This is a genomic window from Streptomyces sp. SA15 (assembly GCF_002291145.1).
GTDB lineage: Bacteria > Actinomycetota > Actinomycetes > Streptomycetales > Streptomycetaceae > Streptomyces.
The window spans coordinates 182,283-206,560 of the sequence record NZ_NTGE01000073.1 but is presented as its reverse complement, the minus strand read 5'-3'; the positions used below and the strand labels follow the sequence as shown (position 1 = coordinate 206,560).

At 69.7% G+C, this 24,278-nt stretch carries 31 protein-coding genes and 2 pseudogenes; 15 read left to right on the top strand and 18 right to left on the bottom strand.

Annotated features, from left to right (window positions below):
• Positions 1-25: 25 nt before the first annotated feature.
• The gene (locus CLM62_RS13050; protein WP_095750000.1) at positions 26-1,423 is read right to left on the bottom strand and encodes a DUF6421 family protein; all 1,398 of its coding nucleotides are present in this window, start codon (positions 1,421-1,423) and stop codon (positions 26-28) included.
• A 284-nt stretch (positions 1,424-1,707) separates the two neighbouring features.
• Here CLM62_RS13050 and CLM62_RS13045 point away from each other — a divergent pair, with 284 nt between their 5' ends.
• Complete coding sequence (locus CLM62_RS13045) at positions 1,708-2,391, top strand: glycerophosphodiester phosphodiesterase family protein (RefSeq protein WP_095749999.1); 684 nt, start codon at positions 1,708-1,710, stop codon at positions 2,389-2,391.
• A gap of 23 nt (positions 2,392-2,414) precedes the next feature.
• Here the strand turns inward: CLM62_RS13045 and CLM62_RS13040 are convergent, their stop codons facing one another.
• Positions 2,415-2,954, bottom strand: a complete 540-nt coding sequence (locus CLM62_RS13040; protein ID WP_095749998.1) for a GNAT family N-acetyltransferase — start codon at positions 2,952-2,954, stop codon at positions 2,415-2,417.
• A gap of 72 nt (positions 2,955-3,026) precedes the next feature.
• Between CLM62_RS13040 and CLM62_RS13035 the strand changes: the two genes are divergently transcribed.
• A complete protein-coding gene (locus CLM62_RS13035; protein WP_095749997.1) occupies positions 3,027-3,419 on the top strand; it encodes a VOC family protein in 393 nt (130 codons plus the stop codon).
• On the opposite strand, the pseudogene CLM62_RS13030 reads toward CLM62_RS13035, so the two are convergent.
• Positions 3,401-4,058: pseudogene (locus tag CLM62_RS13030) on the bottom strand (N-acetyltransferase). The gene CLM62_RS13035 and the pseudogene CLM62_RS13030 overlap by 19 nt on opposite strands.
• Positions 4,059-4,236: 178 nt before the next feature.
• On the opposite strand from CLM62_RS13030, the gene CLM62_RS13025 reads away from it, so the two are divergent.
• Together CLM62_RS13025 and CLM62_RS13020 are read left to right on the top strand one after the other, a co-directional pair.
• The gene (locus tag CLM62_RS13025; RefSeq protein WP_095749996.1) at positions 4,237-5,001 is read left to right on the top strand and encodes a VOC family protein; all 765 of its coding nucleotides are present in this window, start codon (positions 4,237-4,239) and stop codon (positions 4,999-5,001) included.
• 163 nt (positions 5,002-5,164) lie between these two features.
• A complete protein-coding gene (locus CLM62_RS13020) occupies positions 5,165-5,959 on the top strand; it encodes a hypothetical protein (protein WP_095749995.1) in 795 nt (264 codons plus the stop codon).
• On the opposite strand, the gene CLM62_RS13015 is transcribed toward CLM62_RS13020, so the two are convergent.
• A complete protein-coding gene (locus tag CLM62_RS13015; RefSeq protein WP_095749994.1) occupies positions 5,916-8,510 on the bottom strand; it encodes a cellulosome protein in 2,595 nt (864 codons plus the stop codon). The genes CLM62_RS13020 and CLM62_RS13015 overlap by 44 nt on opposite strands.
• A 260-nt stretch (positions 8,511-8,770) precedes the next feature.
• On the opposite strand from CLM62_RS13015, the gene CLM62_RS13010 reads away from it, so the two are divergent.
• From CLM62_RS13010 to CLM62_RS12990, 5 genes and pseudogenes are all read left to right on the top strand, one after another.
• A complete protein-coding gene (locus tag CLM62_RS13010) occupies positions 8,771-9,310 on the top strand; it encodes a DUF5134 domain-containing protein (RefSeq protein ID WP_095749993.1) in 540 nt (179 codons plus the stop codon).
• Positions 9,311-9,385: 75 nt separating this feature from the next.
• A pseudogene (locus tag CLM62_RS13005) lies at positions 9,386-9,750 on the top strand (M56 family peptidase); the annotation flags it as partial.
• 91 nt (positions 9,751-9,841) lie between these two features.
• Complete coding sequence (locus CLM62_RS13000; protein ID WP_095749992.1) at positions 9,842-10,513, top strand: phosphatase PAP2 family protein; 672 nt, start codon at positions 9,842-9,844, stop codon at positions 10,511-10,513.
• A 284-nt stretch (positions 10,514-10,797) separates the two neighbouring features.
• Positions 10,798-11,490, top strand: coding sequence for an HAD family hydrolase (locus CLM62_RS12995; RefSeq protein ID WP_095749991.1), 693 nt, complete (start codon positions 10,798-10,800; stop codon positions 11,488-11,490).
• 631 nt (positions 11,491-12,121) lie between these two features.
• A complete protein-coding gene (locus tag CLM62_RS12990; protein WP_095749990.1) occupies positions 12,122-12,361 on the top strand; it encodes a helix-turn-helix transcriptional regulator in 240 nt (79 codons plus the stop codon).
• A gap of 150 nt (positions 12,362-12,511) precedes the next feature.
• Here the strand turns inward: CLM62_RS12990 and CLM62_RS12985 are convergent, their stop codons facing one another.
• Together CLM62_RS12985 and CLM62_RS12980 are read right to left on the bottom strand one after the other, a co-directional pair.
• Complete coding sequence (locus tag CLM62_RS12985; protein WP_095749989.1) at positions 12,512-12,691, bottom strand: hypothetical protein; 180 nt, start codon at positions 12,689-12,691, stop codon at positions 12,512-12,514.
• On the bottom strand, positions 12,688-12,873 hold the full coding sequence (locus tag CLM62_RS12980) for a hypothetical protein (protein ID WP_143659047.1): 186 nt from the start codon (positions 12,871-12,873) through the stop codon (positions 12,688-12,690). Before CLM62_RS12980 ends, CLM62_RS12985 begins: the two co-directional genes overlap by 4 nt.
• Positions 12,874-13,031: 158 nt before the next feature.
• Between CLM62_RS12980 and CLM62_RS12975 the strand changes: the two genes are divergently transcribed.
• Both CLM62_RS12975 and CLM62_RS12970 read left to right on the top strand, forming a co-directional pair.
• Positions 13,032-13,277: a winged helix-turn-helix domain-containing protein gene (locus CLM62_RS12975; RefSeq protein ID WP_095749987.1), complete on the top strand. Its 246-nt coding sequence runs from the start codon at positions 13,032-13,034 to the stop codon at positions 13,275-13,277.
• A gap of 388 nt (positions 13,278-13,665) precedes the next feature.
• Positions 13,666-13,890: a hypothetical protein gene (locus CLM62_RS12970; protein ID WP_095749986.1), complete on the top strand. Its 225-nt coding sequence runs from the start codon at positions 13,666-13,668 to the stop codon at positions 13,888-13,890.
• A gap of 200 nt (positions 13,891-14,090) precedes the next feature.
• Here CLM62_RS12970 and CLM62_RS50015 read toward each other — a convergent pair whose 3' ends face one another.
• Both CLM62_RS50015 and CLM62_RS12960 read right to left on the bottom strand, forming a co-directional pair.
• The gene (locus CLM62_RS50015) at positions 14,091-14,264 is read right to left on the bottom strand and encodes a hypothetical protein (RefSeq protein ID WP_179382074.1); all 174 of its coding nucleotides are present in this window, start codon (positions 14,262-14,264) and stop codon (positions 14,091-14,093) included.
• Positions 14,265-14,284: 20 nt separating this feature from the next.
• Positions 14,285-14,482: a hypothetical protein gene (locus CLM62_RS12960; protein WP_095749984.1), complete on the bottom strand. Its 198-nt coding sequence runs from the start codon at positions 14,480-14,482 to the stop codon at positions 14,285-14,287.
• Between the two features lie 45 nt (positions 14,483-14,527).
• Here CLM62_RS12960 and CLM62_RS12955 point away from each other — a divergent pair, with 45 nt between their 5' ends.
• Positions 14,528-14,851 (top strand): DUF6233 domain-containing protein, encoded by a 324-nt coding sequence (locus CLM62_RS12955; protein ID WP_095749983.1) that lies wholly within the window; start codon positions 14,528-14,530, stop codon positions 14,849-14,851.
• Here CLM62_RS12955 and CLM62_RS12950 read toward each other — a convergent pair.
• Positions 14,848-15,720 (bottom strand): Ku protein, encoded by an 873-nt coding sequence (locus tag CLM62_RS12950; protein ID WP_095749982.1) that lies wholly within the window; start codon positions 15,718-15,720, stop codon positions 14,848-14,850. The genes CLM62_RS12955 and CLM62_RS12950 overlap by 4 nt on opposite strands.
• Positions 15,721-15,862: 142 nt before the next feature.
• Here CLM62_RS12950 and CLM62_RS12945 point away from each other — a divergent pair, with 142 nt between their 5' ends.
• A complete protein-coding gene (locus CLM62_RS12945) occupies positions 15,863-16,159 on the top strand; it encodes a hypothetical protein (RefSeq protein ID WP_095749981.1) in 297 nt (98 codons plus the stop codon).
• Between the two features lie 137 nt (positions 16,160-16,296).
• The gene (locus CLM62_RS50010; protein WP_179382073.1) at positions 16,297-16,464 is read left to right on the top strand and encodes a hypothetical protein; all 168 of its coding nucleotides are present in this window, start codon (positions 16,297-16,299) and stop codon (positions 16,462-16,464) included.
• Between the two features lie 64 nt (positions 16,465-16,528).
• Here CLM62_RS50010 and CLM62_RS12940 read toward each other — a convergent pair whose 3' ends face one another.
• Complete coding sequence (locus CLM62_RS12940) at positions 16,529-17,359, bottom strand: recombinase family protein (RefSeq protein WP_095750065.1); 831 nt, start codon at positions 17,357-17,359, stop codon at positions 16,529-16,531.
• Between the two features lie 152 nt (positions 17,360-17,511).
• Between CLM62_RS12940 and CLM62_RS12935 the strand changes: the two genes are divergently transcribed.
• Positions 17,512-17,799 (top strand): hypothetical protein, encoded by a 288-nt coding sequence (locus tag CLM62_RS12935; RefSeq protein ID WP_095749980.1) that lies wholly within the window; start codon positions 17,512-17,514, stop codon positions 17,797-17,799.
• A 154-nt stretch (positions 17,800-17,953) separates the two neighbouring features.
• On the opposite strand, the gene CLM62_RS12930 is transcribed toward CLM62_RS12935, so the two are convergent.
• Genes CLM62_RS12930 through CLM62_RS12895 form a run of 8 tightly spaced genes read right to left on the bottom strand, consistent with a single transcriptional unit; the run spans position 17,954 to position 24,271 of the window.
• Positions 17,954-18,679 carry a hypothetical protein gene (locus tag CLM62_RS12930; protein WP_095749979.1) on the bottom strand — a complete coding sequence of 242 codons (726 nt, stop codon included), beginning with the start codon at positions 18,677-18,679 and terminating at the stop codon, positions 17,954-17,956.
• Positions 18,676-18,942: a hypothetical protein gene (locus CLM62_RS12925; protein ID WP_095749978.1), complete on the bottom strand. Its 267-nt coding sequence runs from the start codon at positions 18,940-18,942 to the stop codon at positions 18,676-18,678. Before CLM62_RS12925 ends, CLM62_RS12930 begins: the two co-directional genes overlap by 4 nt.
• A 34-nt stretch (positions 18,943-18,976) precedes the next feature.
• Entirely contained in the window at positions 18,977-19,339 is a 363-nt protein-coding gene (locus CLM62_RS12920) for a hypothetical protein (protein ID WP_095749977.1), read from the bottom strand.
• 17 nt (positions 19,340-19,356) lie between these two features.
• The gene (locus tag CLM62_RS12915) at positions 19,357-19,908 is read right to left on the bottom strand and encodes a 3'-5' exoribonuclease domain-containing protein (protein WP_095749976.1); all 552 of its coding nucleotides are present in this window, start codon (positions 19,906-19,908) and stop codon (positions 19,357-19,359) included.
• A complete protein-coding gene (locus CLM62_RS12910) occupies positions 19,905-20,840 on the bottom strand; it encodes an N-acetylmuramoyl-L-alanine amidase (protein ID WP_095749975.1) in 936 nt (311 codons plus the stop codon). Before CLM62_RS12910 ends, CLM62_RS12915 begins: the two co-directional genes overlap by 4 nt.
• 60 nt (positions 20,841-20,900) lie before the next feature.
• Positions 20,901-21,398, bottom strand: a complete 498-nt coding sequence (locus CLM62_RS12905; protein ID WP_095749974.1) for a hypothetical protein — start codon at positions 21,396-21,398, stop codon at positions 20,901-20,903.
• Positions 21,395-21,829, bottom strand: coding sequence for a hypothetical protein (locus tag CLM62_RS12900; RefSeq protein ID WP_095749973.1), 435 nt, complete (start codon positions 21,827-21,829; stop codon positions 21,395-21,397). Before CLM62_RS12900 ends, CLM62_RS12905 begins: the two co-directional genes overlap by 4 nt.
• A 9-nt stretch (positions 21,830-21,838) precedes the next feature.
• Complete coding sequence (locus CLM62_RS12895) at positions 21,839-24,271, bottom strand: hypothetical protein (RefSeq protein ID WP_095749972.1); 2,433 nt, start codon at positions 24,269-24,271, stop codon at positions 21,839-21,841.
• Between the last annotated feature and the right edge of the window lie 7 nt (positions 24,272-24,278).

The following is a 24,278-nucleotide window of genomic DNA, read 5'->3' as shown; positions in this document are numbered from 1 at the left end:
GTGGGCGCACCGGTAGCGCGGTCGCTCATGCGGCGACCCGCTCGGCGTTGTCCGCCGTGATGCCCTTCGTGGAGGCGATCACGTTCTTCAGCTTCTTGGACAGTGCCTCATAGAACATGCTCAGCGGAAACTCGTCCGGAAGCACGTCATCGACGAGTTTCCGCGGCGGCAGGCTCAGGTCGAGGGCGTCGGGGCCCTTGGCCCACTTGGAGCCGGGGTGTGGGGCAAGGTAGGTGGCGACCAGCTCGTACCCGGCGAACCAGTGGACCAGCTTGGGGCGGTCGATGCCCTCGCGGTAGAGCTTCTCGATCTCGGCGCACAGCTGGTTGGTGACCTGCGGGGCGCGCTGCCAGTCGATGAACAGCTTGTTGTCGGTCCAGCGGACGACGTCGTGCTTGTGCAGGTGGGCGAAGAGGAGCTGGCCGCCGAGGCCGTCGTAGTTGCGCACGCGCTCGCCGGTGACGGGGAAGCGGAACATGCGGTCGAAGAGCACCGCGTACTGCACGTCTCGGGCCTGCGGGACGCCGTCCGCCTCAAGCTTCACCGCCTCCTTGAAGGCGGTGAGGTCGCAGCGCAGCTCCTCCAGGCCGTACATCCAGAACGGCTGGCGCTGCTTGATCATGAACGGGTCGAACGGCAGGTCGCCATGGCTGTGGGTGCGGTCGTGAACCATGTCCCACAGCACGAAGGCCTCCTCGCAGCGCTTCTGGTCGTCGACCATGGCGGCGACGTCCTCGGGCAGGTCCAGACCCAGGATGTCGACGGCGGCCGCGGTGACGCGGCGGAAGCGGGCGGCCTCGCGGTCGCAGAAGATGCCGCCCCAGCTGAACCGCTCGGGGGCCTCCCGCACGGCGATGGTCTCGGGGAAGAGGACGGCCGAGTTGGTGTCGTAGCCGGCCGTGAAGTCCTCGAACTTGATGCCGCAGAACAGTGGGTTGTCGTAGCGGGTGCGCTCCAGTTCGGCCAGCCAGTCCGGCCAGACCATACGCAGCACGACCGCTTCGAGGTTGCGGTCCGGGTTGCCGTTCTGCGTGTACATCGGGAAGACGACCAGGTGCTGGAGGCCGTCCGCGCGGTTCGCCGCGGGCTGGAAGGCCAACAGCGAGTCGAGGAAGTCGGGCACCTTGAAGCCGCCGTCGGCCCAGTGGTGCAGGTCCTTCACGAGGGCCGCGTGGTAGTCGGCGTCGTGCGGGAGCAGCGGGGACAACTCTTCCACCGCGTGGACCACACGCCGTACGACGAGTTCGGCGTCCGCGGGGTCCGGTGCGCCCTCGGCCTCGAAGTCGATCGATCCGTCCTTGGACTGCCATGGCCGGATCTGCTCCACGGCATCCTTGAGCACGGGCCACGCCGGGTGCTCCACCACCCGAGTCGCGGGAGAAACCTGCTCCCCCGAAGCCGCCTGCACAAGAATTTCCGTCATGTCCCATCCTCCCCTGGAGAACCTCGCGTAAGGAGACCGTATACATACGCGGTTTCTCCCAGCAAGGTGAGGCCCAGGAAATTATCCTGCGTACCCCTGACCTACACAGAACATTTTCCTGCCTGGCGCCGCGACGACAACTGCTTCCGCTTCACACACCCGCCCCCGGCGCAGGCTCGGGTCCATCGCGAGGCGGGGCCGTTAGGCTGCGGATCTGCCCGTGTGGCCGCCCCCCGCGGCCCGCGCGGGCCGCCGAGCCGCCGTCGACGGAAGCGAGTTGAACCTTGAACTTCCTTACCATCGGTCACCGCGGAATCATGGGTGTCGAACCCGAGAACACCCTCCGTTCCTTCGTCGCGGCCGAACAGGCCGGCCTCGACGTCCTCGAACTCGATCTGCATCTGAGCAAGGACGACGCCCTGGTCGTCATGCACGACACCCACGTGGACCGTACGACCGACGGCAGCGGCCCGATCGCCGAGCTGACCCTCGCCGAACTGCGTGCCCTGGACGCGGGCCGTGGGGAGCGCGTTCCGGTGTTCGAAGAGGTCCTGGACGCCGTGCGGTCGCCGCTGCAGGCCGAGATCAAGGACGTGGCGGCGGCGCGTGCGCTGGCCGAGGTGATGCACGAGCGGAACCTGGTCTCGCGGGTCGAGGTGTCCTCGTTCCACGACGAGGCGATCGCCGAGATCGCCCGGCTGGTGCCGGGTGTACGGACCGCGCTCATCGGCAGCCGATACGGCACCGACATCGTGGACCGGGCGGTGGAGGTCGGCGCCGCGACCGTCTGCCTGAACATCCGCCGGCTCACCCTTGAGGTCGTGGAGCACGCACGGAAGGCCGACCTGAAGACCATCGGCTGGGTGGTGAACACGCAGGACCACCTGCGACTAGTACGCGCCCTGGAGCTGGACGGCGCGACCACCGACTACCCGGAGATCAAGCGCACCGGCCGCTTCACGGCGTAACGATCAGCTGACCGCCGTAACGATCACGCGAGCTCCTTGACCAGCAGCTCGAACCGCAGGTCGTCGCGCTGCGGAATGCCGAAGCGCTCGTCGCCGTACGGGAAGGGGGTCATCCGACCCGTACGGCGGTAGCCGCGGCGCTCGTACCAGGCGATGAGGTCGTTCCGTACGGAGATCACGGTCATGTGCATCTCCGTGGCACCCCAGGTCTCCTGGGCCTGCCGCTCCGCCTCCGCGATGATCACCTTCCCGAGGCCCCCGCCCTGCTGCTGGGGGCTGACCGCGAACATCCCGAAGTAGGCGTGCTCGCCGCGGTGTTCGAGCTGGCAGCAGGCGACGATCCGACCCTCGCGCTCGACCGTGAGCAGTCGGCTGTCGGGCGACTTGATGACGTCCAGCACGCCCTCGGGGTCGGTCCGCTGGCCTTCGAGGATGTCCGCCTCGGTGGTCCACCCGGTGCGGCTGGAGTCCCCTCGGTACGCCGACTCGATCAGCGCGACGAGCGCGTCCACATCGGCGTCGGTGGCATCGCGGAAGGTCAGTCCGGTGGCGGTGGCGTCCATGGCTCGGATCTCCGGTTCTTCGGCGCGGCTCGGGCATCGAAGAGAGTAACCCTGCCATTAGGCTCCGGGTGCATGGTGCACGTACTAAGTGGCCGAACGCTGCTGCGGCCCACCGATCCGGAACGGTCCCGCGTCTTCTACGGCGAGCAGCTGGGCCTCGCCGTCTACCGGGAGTTCGGCACGGGGGCGGAGCGCGGCACCGTCTACTTCCTCGGTGGCGGCTTCCTGGAGGTCTCCGGGCGGTCCGACACCCCCCCGTCCCCGGCCGTGCGGTTGTGGCTCCAGGTCGAGGACGTGGCCGCGGCACACGACGAGCTGCGGGGCAAGGGCGTCGAGATCGTGCGGCCACCGGTGAAGGAGCCGTGGGGGCTGGTCGAGATGTGGATCGCGGATCCGGACGGCACGCCGATCGTGCTGGTGGAGGTGCCGGCGGACCATCCGCTGCGCTACCGGCCCGGTATCTGAGGTCGGCCGGGCCGGTGCTCCCAGCGGCGGTCGGCGCGGGTCAGTTCGCGGAAGCCCGCCGAGGTCAGTGGTCGATCATCGTGCGGTCGGTGGCCGGTTCGCAGGCAAGCAGCCGGTCCACGCCGCACAGTCGCGGCCAGTCCGCGGCCTGGGCGAGGAGCCACTGTTCCATGCCCTGGCCGTACTGCGCCGGGCCGATGTGCAGGTTGCCGACGTCGGCGAGGCCCGCCGCGCGAGTGTGGCGTTCCGGGCGGGCGAGGGACGTGTCGACCTCGATGAAGCCCAGGGCGCGGCCGTCGGCGTACGCCGTGAAACGGGTGCCGCACTCCCCCAGCGTGCGCTCGACGGTGACACAGGCTCACCGATGTCCCGGTAGCACTCGCCGACGTCGGCGTCGGCGCGGTAGCGCAGCAGGTGGGCCGCCGCCATCACGGAGCCGCGCTGCTCGGCGACAAGGGTGACCCGCTCGCTCACCCACGGGTCGGTGAGGGACTCTCCGGGCTGTCGCTCCATGTCACTGAGAACCGTGTTCACGGAGACGGAGACGCCGGGGACGACGGCGGCCACGTGCGCGTTGATCAGGTCGGTGAGCTGGTCGCGGTCGTCGCGGCGGAAGGGGCGCACCTCGAGCGCGGACATGCGGGACCTCCGGGTCATCGGATGAGTGCTGGAGGCCGCCATGCGGTGCGGTACGGGGCCGAGCGTACGACGCCGACGGCGCCGGCTCCAGAGGATTTCGCCGGATGGCCGGTGGCCGGGGCGGGGCTTAGCGTGCTGGAGGGGGTTTCCCTGCGGATTTCCCTGCGGAAGGAACGCCATGAAGCTCGACAAGCCGGTGACCGGCGGGCCCTGCTGGGCCGAGCTCGGGACCAGTGACCTGGCGGGTGCCAAACGGTTCTACGAGGAGTTGTTCGGCTGGCGTGCCGAGACGGATCCCCGGCAGGAGGCGGGCGGCTACACGTTCGCGCACCTCGGGGACGCGCCGGTCGCCGCGCTGAGCCCGCTGTACCAGGAGGGGCAGCCCGTCGCATGGAGCGTGTCGTTCGCCGTGCCGGACGTGGACGCCGCCACCGCGCGGGTGGCTGAGGCCGGCGGGAGCGTCCTGGTGGGCCCGATGGACGTCTTCGACCTGGGCCGCTTCGCCGTGGTCCGCGATCCGACCGGCGCCGCCTTCCACCTGTGGCAGGCACGGACCTTCCCGGGCGCCGGGCTGCTCAACGCGCCCGGCTCGCTGGGCTGGGTGGAGTTGCTGACCCGCGCCCCCGAGCGGGCCGTCGACTTCTACACGACGGTGTTCGGCTGGAGCGTCAACGCCTCGGAGAACTACACCCAGTGGGGCATCGACGGCGCGGACTTCGGCGGCATGGTGACGATGGACGACAAGTTCCCCCACGAGGTGCCGGCGCACTGGCTGCCGTACTTCGCGGTCGAGGACGTGGACGCGACCTCGGCCAGGGCGGCGGAGGCGGGCGGCAGCATCCTCATGGAGCCCACCTCCGTGCCGGACGGACCGCGGATCGCCGTGCTGCGGGATCCGCAGGCGGCGATGTTCGGTATGTACCGGGCGGCAGACGAGAAGTGAGAGCGGGCTGTGCGCTGCCGTCCGAGCCGGGTAGCGTGCGGCGCGTGCGTTGACCTTCAGGGCGGCGGCGCAGCGGCCGCCGCGGACGGAACGACCACCCTCCCGCAGACATGGCGGCGAGGGCGGCCGGTGTTCTCATCCCGTCGCACCCCGGAGATCACACGTGAGCCACGAACTCCCCCTGTCCTACGACGCGTTCCTCGCCCGCGCCGCCGACGACCCGGCCGTCGTCGGCCTCGCCCTGAAGGGCTCCCACGCCCACGACGGCATGGCCACGGAACACTCCGACCACGACTTGTACGTCATCCTCGCCGACGACGCCGACGCCGACGCCGACGCCGACGCCATGGTGAGCGACCTCGCCCGTCTTGACGGCCACCGCTCCGCGCGGCTCGACCTCGTCGTCACCACGGTCGAGGGTTTTCGCCGGCTCGGCGGCTGGGAACGGTATGCCCTCGCCCGGGCTCGCGTCCTGCTCGACCGGCTCGACGGCCAGATCGCCGAGATCGTCGCCGCCAAGGGGCGCCTGGGCGAGGAAGAGGCGTTCAGGGCGGCGTCAGGCCGGCTCGACGCCTACGCCAACTCGCTCTACCGGTCGGTCAAGAACGCTCGGGACGGCCATCCGCTCGCCGCCCGACTGGACGCCGCCGACAGCATGTCGTCCCTGCTGGAGCTGTTGTTCGCCCTCGATCGCCGTCCACGGCCGTACAACAAGTACCTGGAGTGGGAGCTGGAGCGGTTCCCCCTGCCGGGATGGGAGACGGACGCCCTGCTGGAGCTGGTCGGCCGGATCGTGGGCGCCGGTGAGGTGGCTGCGCAGCGGCGGCTCTTCGCCCGGGTCGAGGACGCGGCACGACGAGCCGGGCACGGCCCCACACTGGACGCGTGGGGCGAGGATCTGGACCTCATGCGGCCTAGGTGCTCGGGAACAGCGGCGTCACGGTGGCTTGGTCGATGACCGGGGCGTGAGCCGAACGCCCGCCGTACTCGTCTCGGGTGTCGCCGTCGAAGCCGGGGAGGAGGTCGGCGGTGAAGGTGACCGTGTTGGCGCCCTGTCGCAGCGTGACAGGGATCGAGAGGTTCCCGAAGTTGTTGAAGTGGAAAGTGGTGGGGAAGAGTACGCGGTGAGGGTCGGCCGCGTTGACGGAGACGTCCGCGTGGCGGCAGACCGGGTCCGGGTTGTAGTGGGTGGCGGGCGCCTGCTCGCTGCTCGCGTAGCGGATCGTCAGCGCGTGTCGTCCGGCGCGCTCCGCCGTCACGGTCAGCGTGAGCGCGTTGTCGGTCCCGCCGCCGATACCGTCCACCGCCTTGCCGCCGGTGGCGTACGCGTATCCGGTCACCTTCGCGGTGCCGGTCAGGGCGCCTTCCTCGGCCGGGTACGCGGTGGTGGGCAGCAGCCCGCGGGACGGGCCGACGCGCAGCCGGTCCACCACCAGGCACTCCGAAGTGCCGGTGACCGTGAGCTTGTTGATCCCTCCGTTCAGGAACAGCGGGACGGCCCCCCGCTCCACGCGCCCGGCCTCCTCGCCGTTGACCGTCAGCAGACCTTCCCCGGGTCCGAGCACGTCGACGGTCACGCCGGCCTCGCCGTCGTCGGCCGCGTGCACCCAGAAGGTGACCGTGCCGCCTCTCGGCAGTACGGCGGCGCCGGGCCCCGACGCTCCGAGGTACGCGTGGCTGACGGCCGCGCCGCCACCGAGGGACGCGTATTCGGCCTCGTACAGCGCGGTGTCGTCGTCGGTGCGCAGGGCGAGGTCCAGCCTGTCGACCACCGCCTCGCCCTTGGTGACGCCGAGGTCCGGGTCCTGTGCGGCGAGGGTGATCCGGTGCCGGCCGGCGGTGAGTTCGACCCGCGTGTCCGTGTGGCCCCACACCGCCCACTTGTAGCCGAGCGGCAGCCGCAGCTCGCGCGGACCTTGTCCGTCGACGCGCAGGAAGACGTTGGTGGGGCCCTGCTCGCGCACGAGCTCCGCCAGGTTGTAGGAGTTGGCGAACACGCTGATGTCGTACGTCCCGTCCTGCGGGACCTCGACGTCGAAGGCGAGGACGCCGTCGGAACCGGTGCGCAGACCGCCCACGTGGTAGCCGCCGGAGGTGGCGAACCGGTCCACGGCGGACGGGGATCCCTCGGGCCCGTTCTTCGAGTAGCCGCCGCCCGTGTAGGTGGCGTCCTCGGCCTCGTAGGTCCACCGCCCGCCCAGCGAGGGCGGCGGCAACGCGGCCCCGTTGCCGCCGGGCGACACGATGACCTGGTAGGCGGACATCGCGGTCAGGCCGCTCACCGGAAGCGTCACCCGGCCGTCCACGACCGGCAGTTCACCGTCGTGCAGGCGCAACGGCTGTGCGCAGGCGCCCACTTGTCCCGTCCACGGGATCTCCAGCAGCCGTATGTGCACGGCCGTTCCGAAGACGTCCGGGTCGACGCTCTCGAAGACGACGTCCGCCGCCCCGTCCGCGCCGCCGAACAGGACCCGGACCTGCCGCTTGTCCCGGTCCAGGGTGGCCAGCCCCTGCAGCGTGTACTGCACGTTGGGGTGCGGCGCGACGACCCTGACCGTGTTCCCGGTCAACTGCCCGTACGCGTTGAACAGCCACCACTGTCCGTTGCCCTTGCCCGCCTCGACCGCCGAATCGTTGAGGTTGCCGGCGATGTTCCAGTACGCGATGTCGGCGTCGACCTTGGACTCCTCGATCGCGGAGATCCACTGCACCATCTGGCCGGGGACGGACACGTGGTAGTTGTGCGCGTACTCGTTGAGGTTGATCGGCAGCGGGCCGATGCCCAACTCCCGCTCCATATCGCGGTACTTGGCGACGTTCGTGCGCACCTCGGCCGGTGAGGACAGCTCATGCCAGGTGATCACGTCGGGCAGGACGTCGTGCGCCTCGGCGAACTCCAGGAAGCCCCTGACCTCCGGATACAGGATGCTCGTGTTGGGTCCGGCGATGCGCGCGCCGGGGTCGAGTCCCTTGATCAGGCGGTAGGCGTCCTTCCAGGCCGCGAAGTAGTGCCGCGGGTCGGTGCGCCAGGAGACTCCGTCGTAGCTCCACTCCCCCTCGCCGAACATGTTGCCCTCGGGCTCGTTGAAGGGGACGTACACGACGTGGGACTTGTACGCGCCCAGGGTCAGCACCTGTTCGACCTGACGGCGGATGATCTCCAGGAAGCCTGCGAGGCGTTCCTCGCCGGTGGCGCCGGGCCATTCGTAGGGGAAGCCGCGGTAGAAGTCGGTCAGGTAGACGTACACGTCCTTGCCGCCCGCCGCGACGAAGGACGGCAGGATCTCCAGGGCGTCGGCGCCGGGGTGCTGGATGCCGTCCTGTGCCTTGGTCGTGACCGTGCGGACGTACATGCCCTCGACCAGGGCGCGGCTGGGGACGCCGTCGCCGTACAGGCCGTAGAGCGTTCCGCTCGCGCCGCCGTGGAAGGGGCCGGTCTCGGTGCCGAGATCGACGACCAGCTTCTCGGAATCGGGGGCGGCGGGGGTCTCGGCTGCCACGGCATCCATCCTTCGTCCGGCATGTCGTACGCCAGTCGATGATCCGAACCGGCCTGGTCGAACGTAAGAAGGAGGCGTCGGCCACGTCAACGGCCCGCCGACCTCCGAAACTTCCGCTACCCGGCCACGGAGCAGTTCAGGCGCGGATCGGCCATCGGTGACTTGCTGTGCTCCGTCGAGTGCTCCCCGTGTACACCCTTGCGCTCGCGTGCGCGCCGCACGGCCCGGGCATCGCATCCCTTGACCGACCGTCGAGCGGGGAGGTGGGCGTGCACGGACCGGCTTCGCCCGGCTGGCTGCTGGTGGTGTTGTGTACGGCGACCGGGGTCTACTGCCTGCTACGGATGCGCAGCACCGTGGAGGAACAGCGCCGTGCGGCGGGCGGCGAAGCGCTCATGGGCTTCGGGATGGCCGCGATGGCCGTGCCGGCGGCGGTGTTCACCCCGCCCTCGTGGGCCTGGCCGCTCTACGCGGTGGTCTTCGGCGTGGCCGCACTCCACGCCCTGTGGGCGGCCCGGACGAGCGCCCACCACCTGCACCACCTCGTGGGTGTCTCGGCGATGGTCTACATGGCGGTGGTCATGGCCGCCTCCCCCGGCGGCCACACCGGGCACGGTGGTGCCGGAGTCCCGCTGCTGACGGGGGCGTTGCTCCTCTACTTCGCGGGATACGTGCTGCTGTCGGGCGTACGGCTGGTGCCCGTGGCCGCCGGTGGCGGGGCCGAGGGTTGGGGCGACCGGCCGGAGCTGGCGCGGGCATGCCGGCTGTCGATGGGGATCGCGATGGTGGCCATGCTGCTGACGCTCTGACGCCGGGGCGTGGTGCGCCGTACGACACCCTTGCTGCCGTACGAAACCATTGCCGCCGTACGCAACCGTTGCTAGGCCCGGCACGACTGGCTGCTGCTCTGTTCGGCCGCGCTGGCCGGCGGTTTCCCCCAGGTGCCGGTGTTCGCCGCGTTCCGCGACGAGATGCACCGGCTCGTCGAGCTCACCGCCGACGACATGGCCTCCCGCCGCTTCGGCCGGCTGACGACCGCGCTCGCCCTGGTCGAACTCAACGAGGACCGGGGCGTGGTCGGCCCTGTCCGACCCCGCAGGCCCAGGTTCCGCAGCGGGTGCACCGGCTGCTCGCGCCCCCGGAGCGGCTAGCGGCGGCCCGCCTGCTGCGGCTCACGGCGGCGGCCGCGCTGGTGCCGGTGGTGCCGGTCCTGGTGGCGTTCGGAACGGGGCTGCGGGCGCTGGGGTGACGGGCGGGGCGGATTCCTCGGGCGGCGTACCGGTCGCCCCAAGATCGCCCCGGACTGGCCTCCTGCCCCACCGGTCGGCGAGGATCGCACCATGCACACCCAGTCCGTCGACTCCCCGCCCCGTCCGCCGGTCCACCGCACCGCCGCCCGTGCCGCGGGCGTCCTCGCTCTGTGTTCGGTGTTGCTGCTCGCGCTGGTCACCGCTGAGTGGCGCCCCCTGTTCACCGTGGACGGCGACATCTCCGGCACCACCCACCGCTGGGCGGTGGACGAGGGGGGCGTCACCCAGGCCTTCCGCATCCTGACCGACTGGGTTTGGGATCCGTGGACGATGCGGATCCTGTGCGCGGTCGTCGTGGTGTGGCTGGTGTGGCGGCGCTCGGCCTGGTGGACGGCCGGGTGGCTGGCGATCACCTGTGCGCTGGGCACACTGGTGCAACAGTCCCTCAAGGCCGCGGTCGACCGGCCGCGGCCGGTCTGGCCCGACCCCGTCGACTCCGCCCACTACGCCGCCTTCCCGTCGGGCCACGCCATGACGGCCACGGTCGTCTGCGGCCTCCTCCTATGGCTGCTGCACCGCCACGGCGTCGACCGCGTCCTGTGGCGTACGGCCGTGACCGTGGCCGTGATCTCGGTCGTCGGCGTCGGCCTGACCCGCGTGTGGCTGGGCGTCCACTGGACCTCGGACGTGGTGGGCGGCTGGCTGCTGGGCGCGATGGTGGTGGCGCTGGCGGTGACGGTCCACGAGCGGTGGCGGGCGTGAGCACGCGGAGCTACCGCTATGCGGGCCCGCCCGACCTGAGATCGGCCGTGCGGCCGGGCGCGAGTATGTGGCGTGTGCGGGCGGGGGTGACGTCCTGGCCGCGGGCGAGACGGGATTCCAGTACGTCGCCGGGTGCTGGGTCGGTCCGTGAGGCCACCAACCAGCCGACCGGCTGCTGCCCGGACCTCGACTCCTGGCACGCGGTCGCCCGCGCCCCGGACCGGGCGGGCATCCGCGGCGCAGATCTTCCGGTGGCGAGGAACGTGGCCCCGTAAGATCACCCCATGGCTGCCGTGCTGTTCGACTTCTCGGGAACCCTCTTCCGCATCGAGTCCGCCGAGTCATGGCTGCGGGCCGTCCTGGCCGAGGCCGGACTCTCCCTCCCCGAGCCCGAGTTGCTGCGGGCCGCGCAGGGCCTGGAGCGAGTGGGCGCCCTGCCGGGCGGGGCCGTTGCCGACCAGCGGATCCCCGACGAGCTCGCCGCCCTCTGGGACATCCGCGACAAGAGCGCCGAGCTGCACCGGGCCGCGTACACCGGCGCCTCCCGCCAAGTACCGCTTCCCGAGCCGGAGTTGTACGACGCCCTGTACGACCGGCACATGACGCCGGCCGCATGGGCCCCGTATCCCGACGCCCCCGAGGTGCTGCGCACACTGCGCGAGCGCGGTATCGGGATCGGTGTGGTCAGCAACATCGGCTGGGATCTGCGGCCGGTCTTCCGCGAGCACGGCCTCGACCCGTACATCGACACCTACGTCCTGTCGTACGAACACGGCATCCAGAAGCCCGACCCTCGGCTGTTCGAGACCGCCTGCGCCGCCCTCGGCGCCGATCCGCGGGACGTGGTCATGGTCGGCGACGACCGGCGGGCGGACGGCGGCGCGGCGGCCCTGGGATGCGCGGTGCACTTCGTGGACCACCTGCCGGTGACACAGCGGCCGGACGGGCTGCGGCCGGTGCTGGACCTGGTGCGCTGATCTCGGCACGGAAGAAAGCGTCCGGCCTAAGAAAGAGCCGGGCCGAAGAAAAAGCCGGGCCGAAGAAGGCGCCGCGCGAAGAAGACGCCGAGCCGAAGGAAAAGTAGCCCCGGACTACCACTGCCGGATGCTCGCCCGCCTCGGACGATCCCCCGCGTCGCCCGAGGTGTTTCTGTGGCCTGCGGCGCGTTGGCGTTGTGCCTGGTCAGAGGGGTGCAGGTCTCGCGTTCCGCCGGGTTGCGTGGGCGTTCTGTCGGGTTCCACCTGCATGATCATCTCCCAGTCCGTCTCCCACGAGACGGGCACCCACCCCCAGCCCGGAGGCTGGGGGTGGGCTCGCGCCGGCGACCACAACAGGGGGCGCCCTTGCGTGGCCCACCGGCACGCTTGTGGTGTTCACCCCGCCTATTGCCCCGAGGGTCCAGGTGTAGGCGATGGTTCACTCGAAGGTGTGAACACATGTTCGATTGGGGACATTACCCGGCGCCCTGCGGCATATGCCAGTCCGCAGGGCGTGCCGGGTGGGGGATGGCAGTGGGGTGCGCAGTAACGTTTCGTCGGCGTCACAAGATCACAAAAGGCCCGGTAAACCGGGCTGACTTATGATGATCTTCGTCAGAGCGTTTGTCGAGTGCCGCACCTGCCCGATGACGACGACTGGCTCATCGCCGAGCGCCGCGCCATCGGCGACCGCATCCGCGTCACACGGCTGCGTCAGGACATGACCCAAGAGACCGTATTCCTGGCGGCCCGCGTCGCCCGCTCCACCTACCAGGAGATCGAGGCCGGCGCCGCAGACGCGCGTGTGTCGACGTTGCTGAAGATTGCCCGCGTGCTGGGTGTGCACGTCACCGACCTCCTTCGCGGTTGAGCGTCCTTCGGGCGAAGCCTGGTCGGGGCTACGTGATCCGAGTCAACAGCACGAGTACCCGCGCGGATAGCACGCCTGCTGCATATATCTGCGTGGATGCTGTGCACCCCTCGTGAATATGTAGCCACCCGCGCAAGGTCTGCCCAAGGCTTAGGCATGCCGTACCAGCACCCTCCCGCCGTGGCAGACGTGCGCGCACCGCAGGAGCGGCACGGCCGGCCCGGGTCCTGACTTGAGGTCGATGTTGCCGGAGCAGTGGCCGCATTCGCCGAGGCGGCAGGCGGGCGCGATGCGCTCGTCTTCGCTGTCGGCGTCTCGCCAGCCGTTCACAGGACGCCTCGGAGGCCGAGGGTGGTTTCGGCGGGGCATACGTAGACGCCGCCTATGCCTCCGCCGCTGGGTGAGAGCTTCTCGCCGATGCGGAGGGGCTGATGCTCTGCGCTGCCGCACGGGCAGGCGGGTTCCGGCAGTGCGGTCTGGCGGTCGGGGCCAGGGTCCGTAGGCTCGTCCATGGCGGCGCTCCGGTCAGTGTCGTCCATGCCCCCGGGCCGTGCCCTCGGTCGCGGGGGTCCTGCGTGCAATTTCACGATACCCCTGTGGGATAGGCGGTATAGGCCGTATAGGTCGGCTCGTCTCGCCTGGCGGGGTAGGTCCACCTAGCTTCTCGATCATGAAGTGGGAGCCGGAGGTACCGCGCTGGAAGCAGGTCTACGCCGTGATGTCGGAGCGCATCCTCGACGGCACCTACGCACCTGGGGGAAGGCTCCCCTCCGCCATGGGCATCTGCGGCGAGTTCGGGATCAGCCAGGTGACCGCGAAACGCGTGTTGACGGAACTACGCAAGGCGGGGCTCGCCTACATGCAGCCGGGCATCGGCACGTTCGTCACGGAACTGCCCCAGCCGCCCAGCTCGTAGCCCGCTGTCCGACCCCGCGACTAGGATCGGGGCATGCCTCCGACTCCGTCTCACCGTGGTTCCGCGCGGTCTGCTGCGGAGCTAAACGATGCCATCCGCGCCCTGTTCCCGCATCGGGATGCGCGGCTGACGGATGAGCAGCGGGAGGAGTATCACCGGCTACTGGCGGAGCTGGACCGGGTGGAACGCGGGGACGTCACCACAGCGGCGTAGTGCCGTCCGGGTCCCGCCGTCGGACGGCTACAAGGGGTGGGCGCAGTACAGCTCTGATCGTTCAAGCCTGGCCGCCGCCGGGACCCCAGTCCCCTGCTCTTGAGGGCGCGCACTGGCCAGTCACGCACGGGACGCCCCTACAGGTGAGGATACGGCCGCCACGTAAGATCCCGCCGTGGCACACACCTTCGAAGATCTCGTGAAGCTGGAACAGGCAGCCGAGGACGCACGCGCCCGCCTCGCCCACCCCGACGTCGACTACGACGAGCAGTGGGAGGCGTGGCGGGAGGCGGCTGGCATCTTTCAGACGGCCGTCACCAAGCACGCAGAAGCCGAGGGGAAGCCGCGCGTGGACGTCGAGATGGCCGTGAAGAAGGCCGTCAGGCACGCGGAGGGCTAGAGGAACAACTGTCCCGCCCAGTAACCGAAGGCGAACATCAGCGCCCCGCCAAGCGCAAGACCCGCCACAGCGCCGCCCACGAAGTACCTCACGGCGCCTCCCAGGTTGCGGCCTCGCCCGGGGTTCCACGCTCGGGCGAGGCGCCAGCAACAGCAAACCCGACTTGGCGACTCATGCTGCCTGCATCGGATCTGACCATGCTACGAGTCGCCACCGACAACGCCGGGGCGCCGCGTGGACAGGACCTTCTCGACGACGAACGCCGAGTCCGGCGTGCGCGCGGCCGGCAGCAGCTCGGGCGGCAGCTCGTTGCGGTGCCTGCGCATGATCTGCCGCAGCGCGCGGACACGATCCGGGTACGTGCGGTGGGCCATGATCCCCAGCATGGCAGAGATCAGCTCTCGTCCGGCCAGGTCGTCAACGTCTCGCCGGTCTCCTCGTCGACGAGGGTGATGCGGGCGCCCGGCTTGCCCCAGTCGCCGACCCAGGTGGTGAACTTGTCGCGCGCCACGGCTTCACTCCCCCACCAGCCGTGCGCCACCGGACGGCCGGCGGCGGTCAGGGTGAGGTGGAAGCGCTCCGAGTCGGTCACGCCCCCAGGATGGCAGGCGGCCGCGTCCCGCCTACAATCGAACGCATGTCCGACCTGCCTCGCGCCGAGCGCCTCGCCAAACTCCGCGCCCTCGAGGAATGGCTCGACTGGCAGCTACACGACACCCGACGGAAAATCCGCGACCTCGAAACCGCAGCCACCCCGCCCGCCAGCTACGTCATCGAACCCAAACAACACCCCAAGCACCCGGCGCCAGCCCTCATCCACCTCGCCGGCTGCACCATGGCAGACCGCAAAACCAGCCCCGTCGAGGCAGACGCCGCCCGCATCGGCCTCACGAAGGACCCAGAGCACATCGCTGCCTGCGAATTCTGCGCGCCAGGCAAGGCGCTGGGGATCGACGGCTAGGAGCTGCGAAACTTCCGGACCGCCTTCTTCGCCGCGGTCTTCTTGGCGGCCGTCTTCTTCGGCACCTGCACTTCGGTGTCCTCGCCGCGGGACGCCTTGGCTTCTTTTACCGACTCCTGCAGGGCGGACATCAGGTCGACCAGCTGGCCCGGCTGTTTGGCCGGCTCGGGCACCTCGGGCAGTTCGCGGTCTTCGCGTTTCGCTTCGATGACCTTCGCGAGGGCCTCGGTGTAGGTGTCGCGGAACTCCGGGTCGTCGAGGTCGTCACGGCTCATGCTGTCCATGAGGGCGAGCGCCCCCTCGATCTCGTCGTCGGACAGCTCGACCGGGGGCGGCAGGAGCTCGGCGGGGTCGCGGATTTCGTCGGGCCAGCGCATCGCATGCAGGACGATGACGTCGTCACGCACCCGCAGCAGGCCGAGCCGCTCGCGCCCGCTCCACGCGTACTTCGCCACGGCGACCTTCGACGACCTGCCCAGCGCCTGCGTGAGCAGCTTGTACGGCTTCGCCGCCACCTGCCCGTCCGGCACCAGGTAGTAGCCCTCGGCGATCTGGATCGGGTCGATTGAGTCGAGCGGCACGAACGCCTGGATCTCGATCGCCTTCGCTGTCGGCAGCGGAAGCTCCCGCAACTCGGCGTCACTGATGGGGACGACCTGGTCCTTCGACCACTCGTAGCCCTTGCCGATCTCCCCCTGCGACACTTCGCGGTCCTCCAGTTCGCACACCTTCCGCACCCGCACGCGGCCCATGTCCGCGAGGTGGTACTGGTGGAACTGGATGCTGCGGTTCTCCGTGGCGCTCGCCACGCGGATGGGAACGGTCACGAGACCGAAGCTGATGGCGCCTGACCAGATGGTTCGGGGCATGGCTGACCTCCGCGATAGCCCCGAGCAGCATCAGCCTACGACGCGACGCCACACCGCTCATATCGGGGCGAATGGTGCGAATAGGTGGGGCGGGATGAGGAACACGGCGACAAACAACCCCTCACCCCTCACCGGAGCCGCAATGATCATCAAGAGAATGCATGAAATGGGCATCCGCAGCGAACACGCCTACATGGCAGGCATAGCTTCCATCGGCCTCTCCGTCTTCACCTGGGTCACCAGCCTCAAAGCCGAACCCGGCCCCCAGGCAGACCTCGCCCGCGCCGACCGGTGGGGCATCTTCGTCGGCGAATGGGCGCCCACGTTCTTCGGCCTCGGCCTCGCTCTCTCCCACTACGAGCAGCAAGAGGGCACCCTCACCACGAGCGTCCGCGACCTCTGGGTCGAGAAGAAGGAACAGGAACGCCCGACTGCCTGAGAACGCGAGCGCGCCCGCCTCTGGACCAAGGGGCGGGCGTCCGACTGTCGACATGCAACATCCGGGAATGGAACTGCCTCACGGCCCACCACCAGCGCGCTAGGTTGTCGCCCTCACTGCACACACCCTGGGGGACCGTGAAACTCATCTGGCTGCTGCTCGCCATCCTGCTCACCGCGCTCACTATCGGCGGCCTCATGAGCGCCACCAAGGGCGCCGATGGGGCTTCCATCGTCGGCGACCTCGTTATCAGCGCACTCCTCGGCGCCGGAGCCGTGGCCTGCTGGAGACGCACCAGCCGCTGACACGCAAGGGCCCGCCTCGACGGGGGTGGCGAGGCGGGCCTGCTGCCAGTGTGGCACGGGGGTGTCAGCGCTGGGCGAGCAGGCGAGCCGCGCGCTCACGGCGCTGCTGTTCCTTGCGCTCGGCGCGGGCCCTAGCGGACTGCCGGCGAGCCCTCTCTCGAGCCTCCGGGGAGAGCAGCCGCTGCACGGTGGTCGGATGCCACTTCCCTCCCCGCTTGCTGCGGAGGCCCTTCTCGTTCGCCCGGGCGCAGATGGCGCGGATGCTGAGCCCTTCCTCGTCGCGCCAGCGTTCCATCTGTTCGGCGATGGCGTTCTCGCGCTCGTCATCGGTGAGCTCGCCCTCTTCGACGCGCTGGCCGAACCGGGGCGCGCCGTAGGCGTAGCCGCCGCGCTCACCCTTGGCCGAGCGGCCCTCAGTAAGCCGCTTGATGATGAGCCCGCGGTCGAGTTGGTGGAACACGCCGCGCATCTGCCGCATGGCCGTGCGCATCGGGTCGGAAGCGTCGTCCTCCAGGTGCTCGCCGTGGTCCGCAGTGAACACCCGGCCGCCCAGGGCCCACACGTAGGAGAGCACGGCCTCTTGCACGGTGAGCTCGCGGGCGAGCCGGTCGAGGTTCGGGGCCAGAATGCCGTCGGCCTGGCCCTCGGCGATCCACTCCACGGCCTCCATCAGGCCCGGGCGTTCGTCGAGCAGCGTCGTGCCGCTCTTCCCGCCCTTGCCATCCCCGTCCGTGACCATGTGGACGATCCGGATGCGCGGGGCTGTCTGGGCCTTGGCCCACCTCCGACAGTCGGCTTCCTGTGCAGGGAGGCCGTAACCGTCCACGGCCTGGCCGGCGGTGGAGACGCGGCGGACCAACACGAGTTGGAGGACAGGGTTCCGAGGGGTCGCCATGGCCATCACTATACACATCTATGGGCATAGATGTAACAGCGCACGTCGCGACCTTGGGTATGGCATGTTATCGAGAGTGCTTCGGCCCAACCGGGCGCGCTTCAAGGGGGAGTTAGGCAGCCCTCGCTTGACGCACTGGCTAGCCTCCGAGCATGAGCACACACCGAGGGACCGCGGTCCTCCTCCTGGAAGATGGCCGCGAGTTCGATGTCGCCGCTGACCTTACGAAGACGATCCTCAACGGGCGGACCATCTGGGGCGGCACCCTGAGCGTCCCCGACCAGAGCAAGCCGATCGAGCTGATGAACCTGCAGCAGGGCATCGTCCGCATCGGTGGGGCAGAGGGAGCATTTAACCGGACGGACATCTCCGACTGGCTGGACTCCCCCGCGGGCCTGTTCCGGATCCGTGTCGAGGGCAACGGCGACGCCCCCTTCTGACACACCAGAACGCCCCCGTTCCCCTGCCGAGGCAGAGGAACGGGGGCGTCTGTCACGCGGGTTCGTCGTCGGGCGGCCAGTCCGGTTCGAGGAACGGGCGGGGCGACAGCCAGAACGGCGGGTCGGCGGTGTCGTCGTCAGTCATGCGGGCCTCCTACGGGTACTGGCGGCGGGTGGGGTCGAGGCCTGCGGCGAGAGGCCCCGGCAGGTCTCCGTCCTCGCCGCCACTGGTGTTGCGGCAGGTGTAGTGGCCGGAGCCGTCCCCGTCCGGGGTGCACTCGTAGGTGGCACCCCGATACTCGAACGTCCAGCCCGACGGCGGCGGACCCGCGGGCCCTTGCTCGCCGGGCTCGCCCGCCGGCCCTGGGGGTCCGGCCGGTCCGGGTTCGCCCTGGGGGCCTGGTGGACCGGGCTCGCCGGCTGCTCCGTCGGCACCGGGGGCTCCGTCGGATCCGGGCTCCCCGGATGGGCCGGGCGTGCCCGGGCCGCCGTCCTGGCCGTCGGCGCCGTCGCTGCCTCGCGATCCGGACGGGCCGGGAGACCCTGGCGCGCCGGGATCCCCCTCGGGTCCGCGGGGCCCCGGGATCGGGACCGGCACCTCGGCCCGGTCCGGGAGATCCTCCACCGCCCGTGACGGATCCGGCGCCACTGGCGTTTCGCCCTCCGCCTTGATCTGCGCCCGCAGGGCTCGCACATCGCCCGCGAGCGTCGACACTGCGGTGCCTCGCAAGTCCGCTTCACGCGCGAGGTCCTGGCGCGCGTCCGCTTCACGGCCGATGAGGATCAGCGATAGCGCCACCCCGCCACCCAGCGTCAGCAGAATCGCCACCAGTAGAAGCAGACGTCGGTTGCGATACAGCACGAACTCGGCCCGCGTCATGGCGAACCTCCGAGCCGCTCCACCATCAGCCGCAGCCGGGCCGACTCCAGCCGCTCCGTCGCCAGTTCCTGCCGCACGGTGGCGAGCTCCTTTCGAAGCTCCGCCCGCTCCTCCTGAAGCTGATCCGTCAGGCTGTTGAAACCCGTCACCGCGTTGCCCTCCCGGGCCGCCCTGGTTGCGCCGCGGCTTCCGTACATGACGCCTGCCGCGGCCATGGGCCCGCCGATCAGCGCTGCGATCGCCGTGACCATGGCCGCGTCCACGCCACCACCTCCCCGACGCGCTCATGGGGCAGAGCTAAGCCGCCTTGACAGGGCTGAACTCCTCCAGCCGCGTCGACGGCACCGGCGGGGTGACGATGAACCGCTCGACGACGGCCAGGAGCGCGGCGATGGATCCCATCCACAGGGCTTGGCGGTCGGCGGACCAGTCGAGGCCGAGGCCGATGAACAGCGACATGACCGCCTGTGCGGTCTGGAGGATCGCGGCCGCCCAGGCGCCGTTCTTCGCGACGAACGCGATGATGACGGCCACGACGCCAGCGGCGATCGCGTTGATGGCGGTCTGGACACCGTCGGACACGTTGAGCTCGTAGCCGAGGAGCTTGACGCCGGCGGCGATGAAGCCGAGGAGCAAGGCGGGTTCTCTTCCGAGGAGCATGGGGGTTCTCGTTTCTTCTAGGCGGACTGCGCACGTTCGGCGAGCCAGCGCCGGACGGTCTGGTTGTGGCGGGCGTCGGCGAGTGCGTTGTGTTCGCCGGATTCCTGTTGCGGGAGGTCGTTCCAGGCGAGACCGAGACGTGCCCGCTCCTGCTGGATGTCGTGGGTGAACATCGGTACGCCGTCAGGGAGCGCGATCATCGGGCCCCACAGTTGGGCGAGGGCGACGTGGTCGTAGGCTCCGTAGTTCGCCCACAATTCGACGTCTGGCCCGGCTGCGCGAATGAACTCGGCGACCTCGTTGGCGATGGTCTTCCGGTGCTTCACCCGGTGGTCGGCGTAGTGAAAGAGCCAGCGCTTCGGCATGTGGATCCGCTGGTCTCCGTGGCCCTTGGGGAGATGCGGGACCACGTTCTCCATCAGCCACTTATGCTTGCGGATCCGGCGCACCGGCATGTCCCGGTTCACCGCGTAGTACTCGCGTCCGTCGTCGCACACCATGCCGATGGAGATCAGCTCGATGGTGCGGCCGTCTTCCAGGAACTCCAGGTCGTAGTCGATGGCAGTCACGCGATCACCTGGAAGCCGTACTTGGCGCCGAGCTTGGTGAGGCTGGTCTTGCCGGGGATGCCGTCCGCCGCGCTCCCCGAGTAGCCGAGGCGGCGCTGCCAGCGCGCGTAGGCGTCGACGGTGGCGCTGCCGAAGTGGCCGTCGCTGTACACCTTCGCGAGCAGCCCGGCGTTCACCAGTGCCGTCTCGACGATGCGGACACCGGAGTAGGTGACCGGTGTGCCCGACGCCTTGGGGTTGGAGCGGGCGGCGGCGACCAGCTTGGACAGGTCCACGGTCGGCTTCTGCGGCTTGGGGAGCGGCTTCGGCGCGGCGGGCTTCGCGGGCGTGTCGGAGGTCTTCGTGTCGAGGCGCTCCTGGATCCGGGCGCGCATCGACGCCATGGTGAAGCCGCGCGGGTCTACCTTCCCCGGCTGCCACTCCAGATGGCCGATGACCGACCGCTCCGTCCACCCGTGGTGACGGCAGATCGCCGCCGCCGCCTTCTCGATCGCCTCCATCTGGGCTGCCGGCCACGGGTCTTCGCCGTCGCCGAGGTTTTCGCACTCGAAGCCGTAGAAGTGCCGGTTGCCGTCGGTGTTCGCCTCGTTGTCGCCGGGCACCACCTTGTCGCCGATGACGGCGCGCAGGACGTCGTCGTCGCCGAGGCCGGCGTGGTTGGCGCGGCCGTAGCCGATGAGGTGGACGGTGCCGTCCTTGGTGATGACGCCGTGGCACAGCGGGCCCGGCAGGTCCGCGTATCCCTTGCGGCAGATGTCGACCGTGCGGGCGGATCCCTTGGTGACGGTGTGGTGGATCATCACGCCGTGCACCGGGCCCCAGGCGCCCTTGCTGTTGCGGTTGTGGTGCGGCCAGTCGCCGTGTTCCTGGACCTTCACGCCCTCGGCGCGCAGTCGGGCCAGGAACACGGCCGCGGACAGTGGAGTAGCCAAGACATCTCCAGAGATGAGAGAAGCCCCAGCCGTCGGCGCGGGGCGAATTGGGTGGGCGGGTCAGGCTGCGGCTTCGTACATGCCGGTCATGCGCAGCTGGTGCCCGGCGGCCAGCGTTGCCGGGATCGTGGCGGTCTGCTGCTGCGTCGACGTCGTCGTCGAGTTCGTAGGGAAGAACGGGCTGGTCGTGGTCGCGTTGGCGGAGATGACGAGCTGACCGTTCCAGCGGGAGCCTGCCAGCAGATGCGCGTTGCCGATCATGGTGGCTCCAGCGTTCGCCGACGCGACGGGCAGGCTGAAGGAGTACACGCCGCTGCCGTAGGTCGTGAGCGAACCGGTGGTCAGGTTGATGTGGAAGTAGACGGTCCGGCCGATCTTCATGTACCGGCCGATCAAGGTCCCGTTGTCCAGGACGGGGTTCGTCGTGGACGCCGTCCACACAGGGGTGTACGAGGTCCATGCGGCGAACATCGAGTTGAACTGGTCGCGGATCTCCTGATTCATGACCGCGGCGGACACGACCTCGCCGACGACGAAGGTCCTCGGGGCGAACGTCACATCTCCCCCATCGGTCCGGGATCCGGTACCGGGTCCTGCGGCCGGTTCGGGTTGTTCGGGTCGTCGTCGTTCCACCAGTTCCGCAGCGCTGGCTTCAGCGGCAGCAGTGCCGCCTCCACCGCGGCGACGTCCTCGGGGAAGATCAGCGCGCACCATCCCCACTGGCATTCAGTGCAGGCGTAGCGGGGGTCGGTCGGGGAGACGACGGCCGCCGAGCCGCAGGATGAGCAGTCGGCGATCCACCGGTTCTGGTTGATGCGCGCGTAGTACGACTCGTCGACCGTCTCGGCCGGCGGGGTGACGCGGCGTCCCATGCGGGTCTCGTACCAGCGCCACACCAGCTCGGCGGCGGGCACGTCGGCCCACGCGTCGGGAGGCATGGAGGGCGGGGGCGTGTAGAACGTCTCGGCGCGCACGACGGCGATGGGCATCCGGGGCTCCTAGTAGGCGAGGCGGGTGGTGGAGTCGAGCACGGAGTGCGTGGGGTCGTCGAGCACCCACACGTTGTCGGTCGTGGCACGGGAGGTGTGGAAGTCGAGCAAGTGCCGGCCGAGGCTGATCCGTTCGGAATAGCCCTCGACGAACACCGTCGTTGTGGCGGCCGGTGCCTCGGCGGGCAGGTCGGTCAGGCCGAGCACGGTGGACACGTCGGCGTCCAGGAGGGCGCGGTAGGTGGCGACCGGCAGGCTGGACGCTTCGACGGGGACCTGGCGGACTTCGGCCACCGGCTCCGCATACCGGCTGACGAGCCAGTTCGCCGCATCCGTGGCCGCGTTGTCCGTGTTCTTCAGCAGCTCGAGCGGCTTCTCTTTCTCGCCATAGCTGTTGATCGACGCCTGGTTGATCACGCGCTGGGTGGCGCCGCCCGGCCGGCTCGCCGTGACGGTGTTGATCAGCTTCTGGTTGTCGTAGGCGTACTTCACGTCGCCGGTTTCGAGATCCGAGTAGGCGAGCGTGATCGCCGCTACTGGGTTGTAGCGGACGTCGCGGCTCTGGAACAGCAACGGACCCGAGTTCCGGGTCGTCAGGAGCTTGCCCGACTCGGTGGCCTCGATCTCCTTCATGTGTTCCAGGGCGCTGCGGCCGAGCGCGGACTGCGACGCCATGGCGTCGAAGCGGCTGCCCTGGAAGTTCACGGTGATGCCGGCGTAGGTGGCGAGGCGGGAGAGTCTGGTGTTGGCGGCCTCGCCGATGTGCTCGGTACTGCCGGTGGTGTAGTGCGGGCTGAGCTCCGCAGACGTCACCGACCGCACGTACAGGGCGACGTGCGCGATCGTCCCGTTCCACAGCCGGGCGTTGGCGTAGCCGCCCACGGTCAGGAACTGAAGATCTGTGCCCTGGAACGACGTCGCCGTGTAGGTGGTGCCGTCCACAACGAGTTCGTTGGCGAACTCGTTGTACAGCAGGTAATGCAGCGCGCCGTCGGCGAGGTTGGGGGTGTTGAAAACGGTCGTCGTCACACCGTTGCCCAGCTGGTCCTTCTCGAGCGCGACCTTTCCGGTGCCCGACTCCAGCAGAATGATCAGCTTGACGGAGGCGTCTGCCGACGCCAGCGCCATCAGCACCCTGCCGTTCGTGCTGGTGGAGAACCAGGCCTCAGCCCGGACCCGGAACGAGACGTTGGCGTCGACGAAGGCGGGCCCCAGATCAGCCGACAGATACTTGCCTGCCGTCGACGAGGCCGGCGTGAACACCGGCGCCGGTGCCCCGCCCGCGCCAGCAGGACCGGTGCCCGCCCCGAAGGCGAGAGTGCCTCCAGACCCCGACTGCACCACGGCGAGGGACGCCACACTCTGGGTGCCGGACAGGTCGCCGGCGCTCGTGCTGCCGTCCGGCTCGTCCAGCGGGTAGTACACGGTGGGCGTGTCGGCGAGGACCTCCTGCACAAGCATCGGCTTCAGCTGCTTGTTGAGGCTGGCCCACGTGAACAGATCGCTACAGGTGATGGTGGCCGTGGACATCAGGCCCTTCCACTCCACCGGCCACTGATTGACCAGGCCGAAGAACCGGGGGTGGACGGTCGCGCCGAGCCAGTCCCACTCGACATAGTCGCCGGTGCCGCCGGTGCGGGTGCCGGTGAACTCGAAGTCCAAGGTCTCGCTGGTGACCCAGGCGGGGGTGGCGAGGCTGCGGCGCACGGTCCAGGTGGCGCCATCGCGGGAGGACTCCCAGTAGACCGTGCCGCTGGCTTCGCGGACGCGTAGCCACATGTGGTCGTAGGCGCTGTAGGTGAGGGACACCGCGCTGCCGTCACTGAACGACACCTGGTTCTGACAGCTGAGGACGTTGGTGACCGGGTTGTACGACCAGCCGACCCTGGTCCCGGCGGTAGTGGAGTGCACCCACATGCTCGCCGTGGCTGTCGACGAGCCACCCGCCGCCGGGACTGCGATGAGCCGGGCCGTGACCTTCGACCCAGTGAGGGTCCACTGACGGACGGTGCGGAATCCGGAGAAGACCCCGGGGTCAAGCCGCACCCGGCACCGGCCGCCGGTCTCGCTGGCGCCACCGTAAACGGTCGGCCACAGCGCGGTGTTCACCTGGTTGTCGTCGAAGTCGTCGGACAGCTGGTCGATCGGGTACGGGCTGCTGCCGGACTGGGGTGTGAACGTCGCGACGCTGATCCGGATCGGGACGGCCTGCTTGACGTTCGGGTAGTTGGCGCCCGGGCGGTCCGGGGTGAACCGCCCGTCCGAGTTGTCGAGCGTCAAGGTGGCTGTCCCGGGCTGAATCTCGCTCAGCTCGTTCTCCGCACCGCGCGTGATCTCGATCCCGCGCGCCAGGTCGACGTACTGGGTGATGTCCGTCAGCACGGGAGACAGCGAGGTCAGGGTGTGCCCGAAGGCGACCTCGACGATCGGGCGCGTGGTCACGGCTCCC

Bases quoted from the DNA above. Each gene is read 5' to 3' on its own strand.
- CLM62_RS13050 (WP_095750000.1), bottom strand. From the start codon at position 1,423: ATGACGGAAATTCTTGTGCAGGCGGCTTCGGGGGAGCAGGTTTCTCCC.
- CLM62_RS13040 (WP_095749998.1), bottom strand. From the start codon at position 2,954: ATGGACGCCACCGCCACCGGACTGACCTTCCGCGATGCCACCGACGCC.
- CLM62_RS13035 (WP_095749997.1), top strand. From the start codon at position 3,027: ATGGTGCACGTACTAAGTGGCCGAACGCTGCTGCGGCCCACCGATCCG.
- CLM62_RS13025 (WP_095749996.1), top strand. From the start codon at position 4,237: ATGAAGCTCGACAAGCCGGTGACCGGCGGGCCCTGCTGGGCCGAGCTC.
- CLM62_RS13015 (WP_095749994.1), bottom strand. From the start codon at position 8,510: ATGGATGCCGTGGCAGCCGAGACCCCCGCCGCCCCCGATTCCGAGAAG.
- CLM62_RS13000 (WP_095749992.1), top strand. From the start codon at position 9,842: ATGCACACCCAGTCCGTCGACTCCCCGCCCCGTCCGCCGGTCCACCGC.
- CLM62_RS12995 (WP_095749991.1), top strand. From the start codon at position 10,798: ATGGCTGCCGTGCTGTTCGACTTCTCGGGAACCCTCTTCCGCATCGAG.
- CLM62_RS12980 (WP_143659047.1), bottom strand. From the start codon at position 12,873: ATGGACGAGCCTACGGACCCTGGCCCCGACCGCCAGACCGCACTGCCG.
- CLM62_RS12975 (WP_095749987.1), top strand. From the start codon at position 13,032: ATGAAGTGGGAGCCGGAGGTACCGCGCTGGAAGCAGGTCTACGCCGTG.
- CLM62_RS50015 (WP_179382074.1), bottom strand. From the start codon at position 14,264: ATGGCCCACCGCACGTACCCGGATCGTGTCCGCGCGCTGCGGCAGATC.
- CLM62_RS12955 (WP_095749983.1), top strand. From the start codon at position 14,528: ATGTCCGACCTGCCTCGCGCCGAGCGCCTCGCCAAACTCCGCGCCCTC.
- CLM62_RS12950 (WP_095749982.1), bottom strand. From the start codon at position 15,720: ATGCCCCGAACCATCTGGTCAGGCGCCATCAGCTTCGGTCTCGTGACC.
- CLM62_RS12945 (WP_095749981.1), top strand. From the start codon at position 15,863: ATGATCATCAAGAGAATGCATGAAATGGGCATCCGCAGCGAACACGCC.
- CLM62_RS12940 (WP_095750065.1), bottom strand. From the start codon at position 17,359: ATGGCGACCCCTCGGAACCCTGTCCTCCAACTCGTGTTGGTCCGCCGC.
- CLM62_RS12935 (WP_095749980.1), top strand. From the start codon at position 17,512: ATGAGCACACACCGAGGGACCGCGGTCCTCCTCCTGGAAGATGGCCGC.
- CLM62_RS12930 (WP_095749979.1), bottom strand. From the start codon at position 18,679: ATGACGCGGGCCGAGTTCGTGCTGTATCGCAACCGACGTCTGCTTCTA.
- CLM62_RS12920 (WP_095749977.1), bottom strand. From the start codon at position 19,339: ATGCTCCTCGGAAGAGAACCCGCCTTGCTCCTCGGCTTCATCGCCGCC.
- CLM62_RS12900 (WP_095749973.1), bottom strand. From the start codon at position 21,829: ATGCCCATCGCCGTCGTGCGCGCCGAGACGTTCTACACGCCCCCGCCC.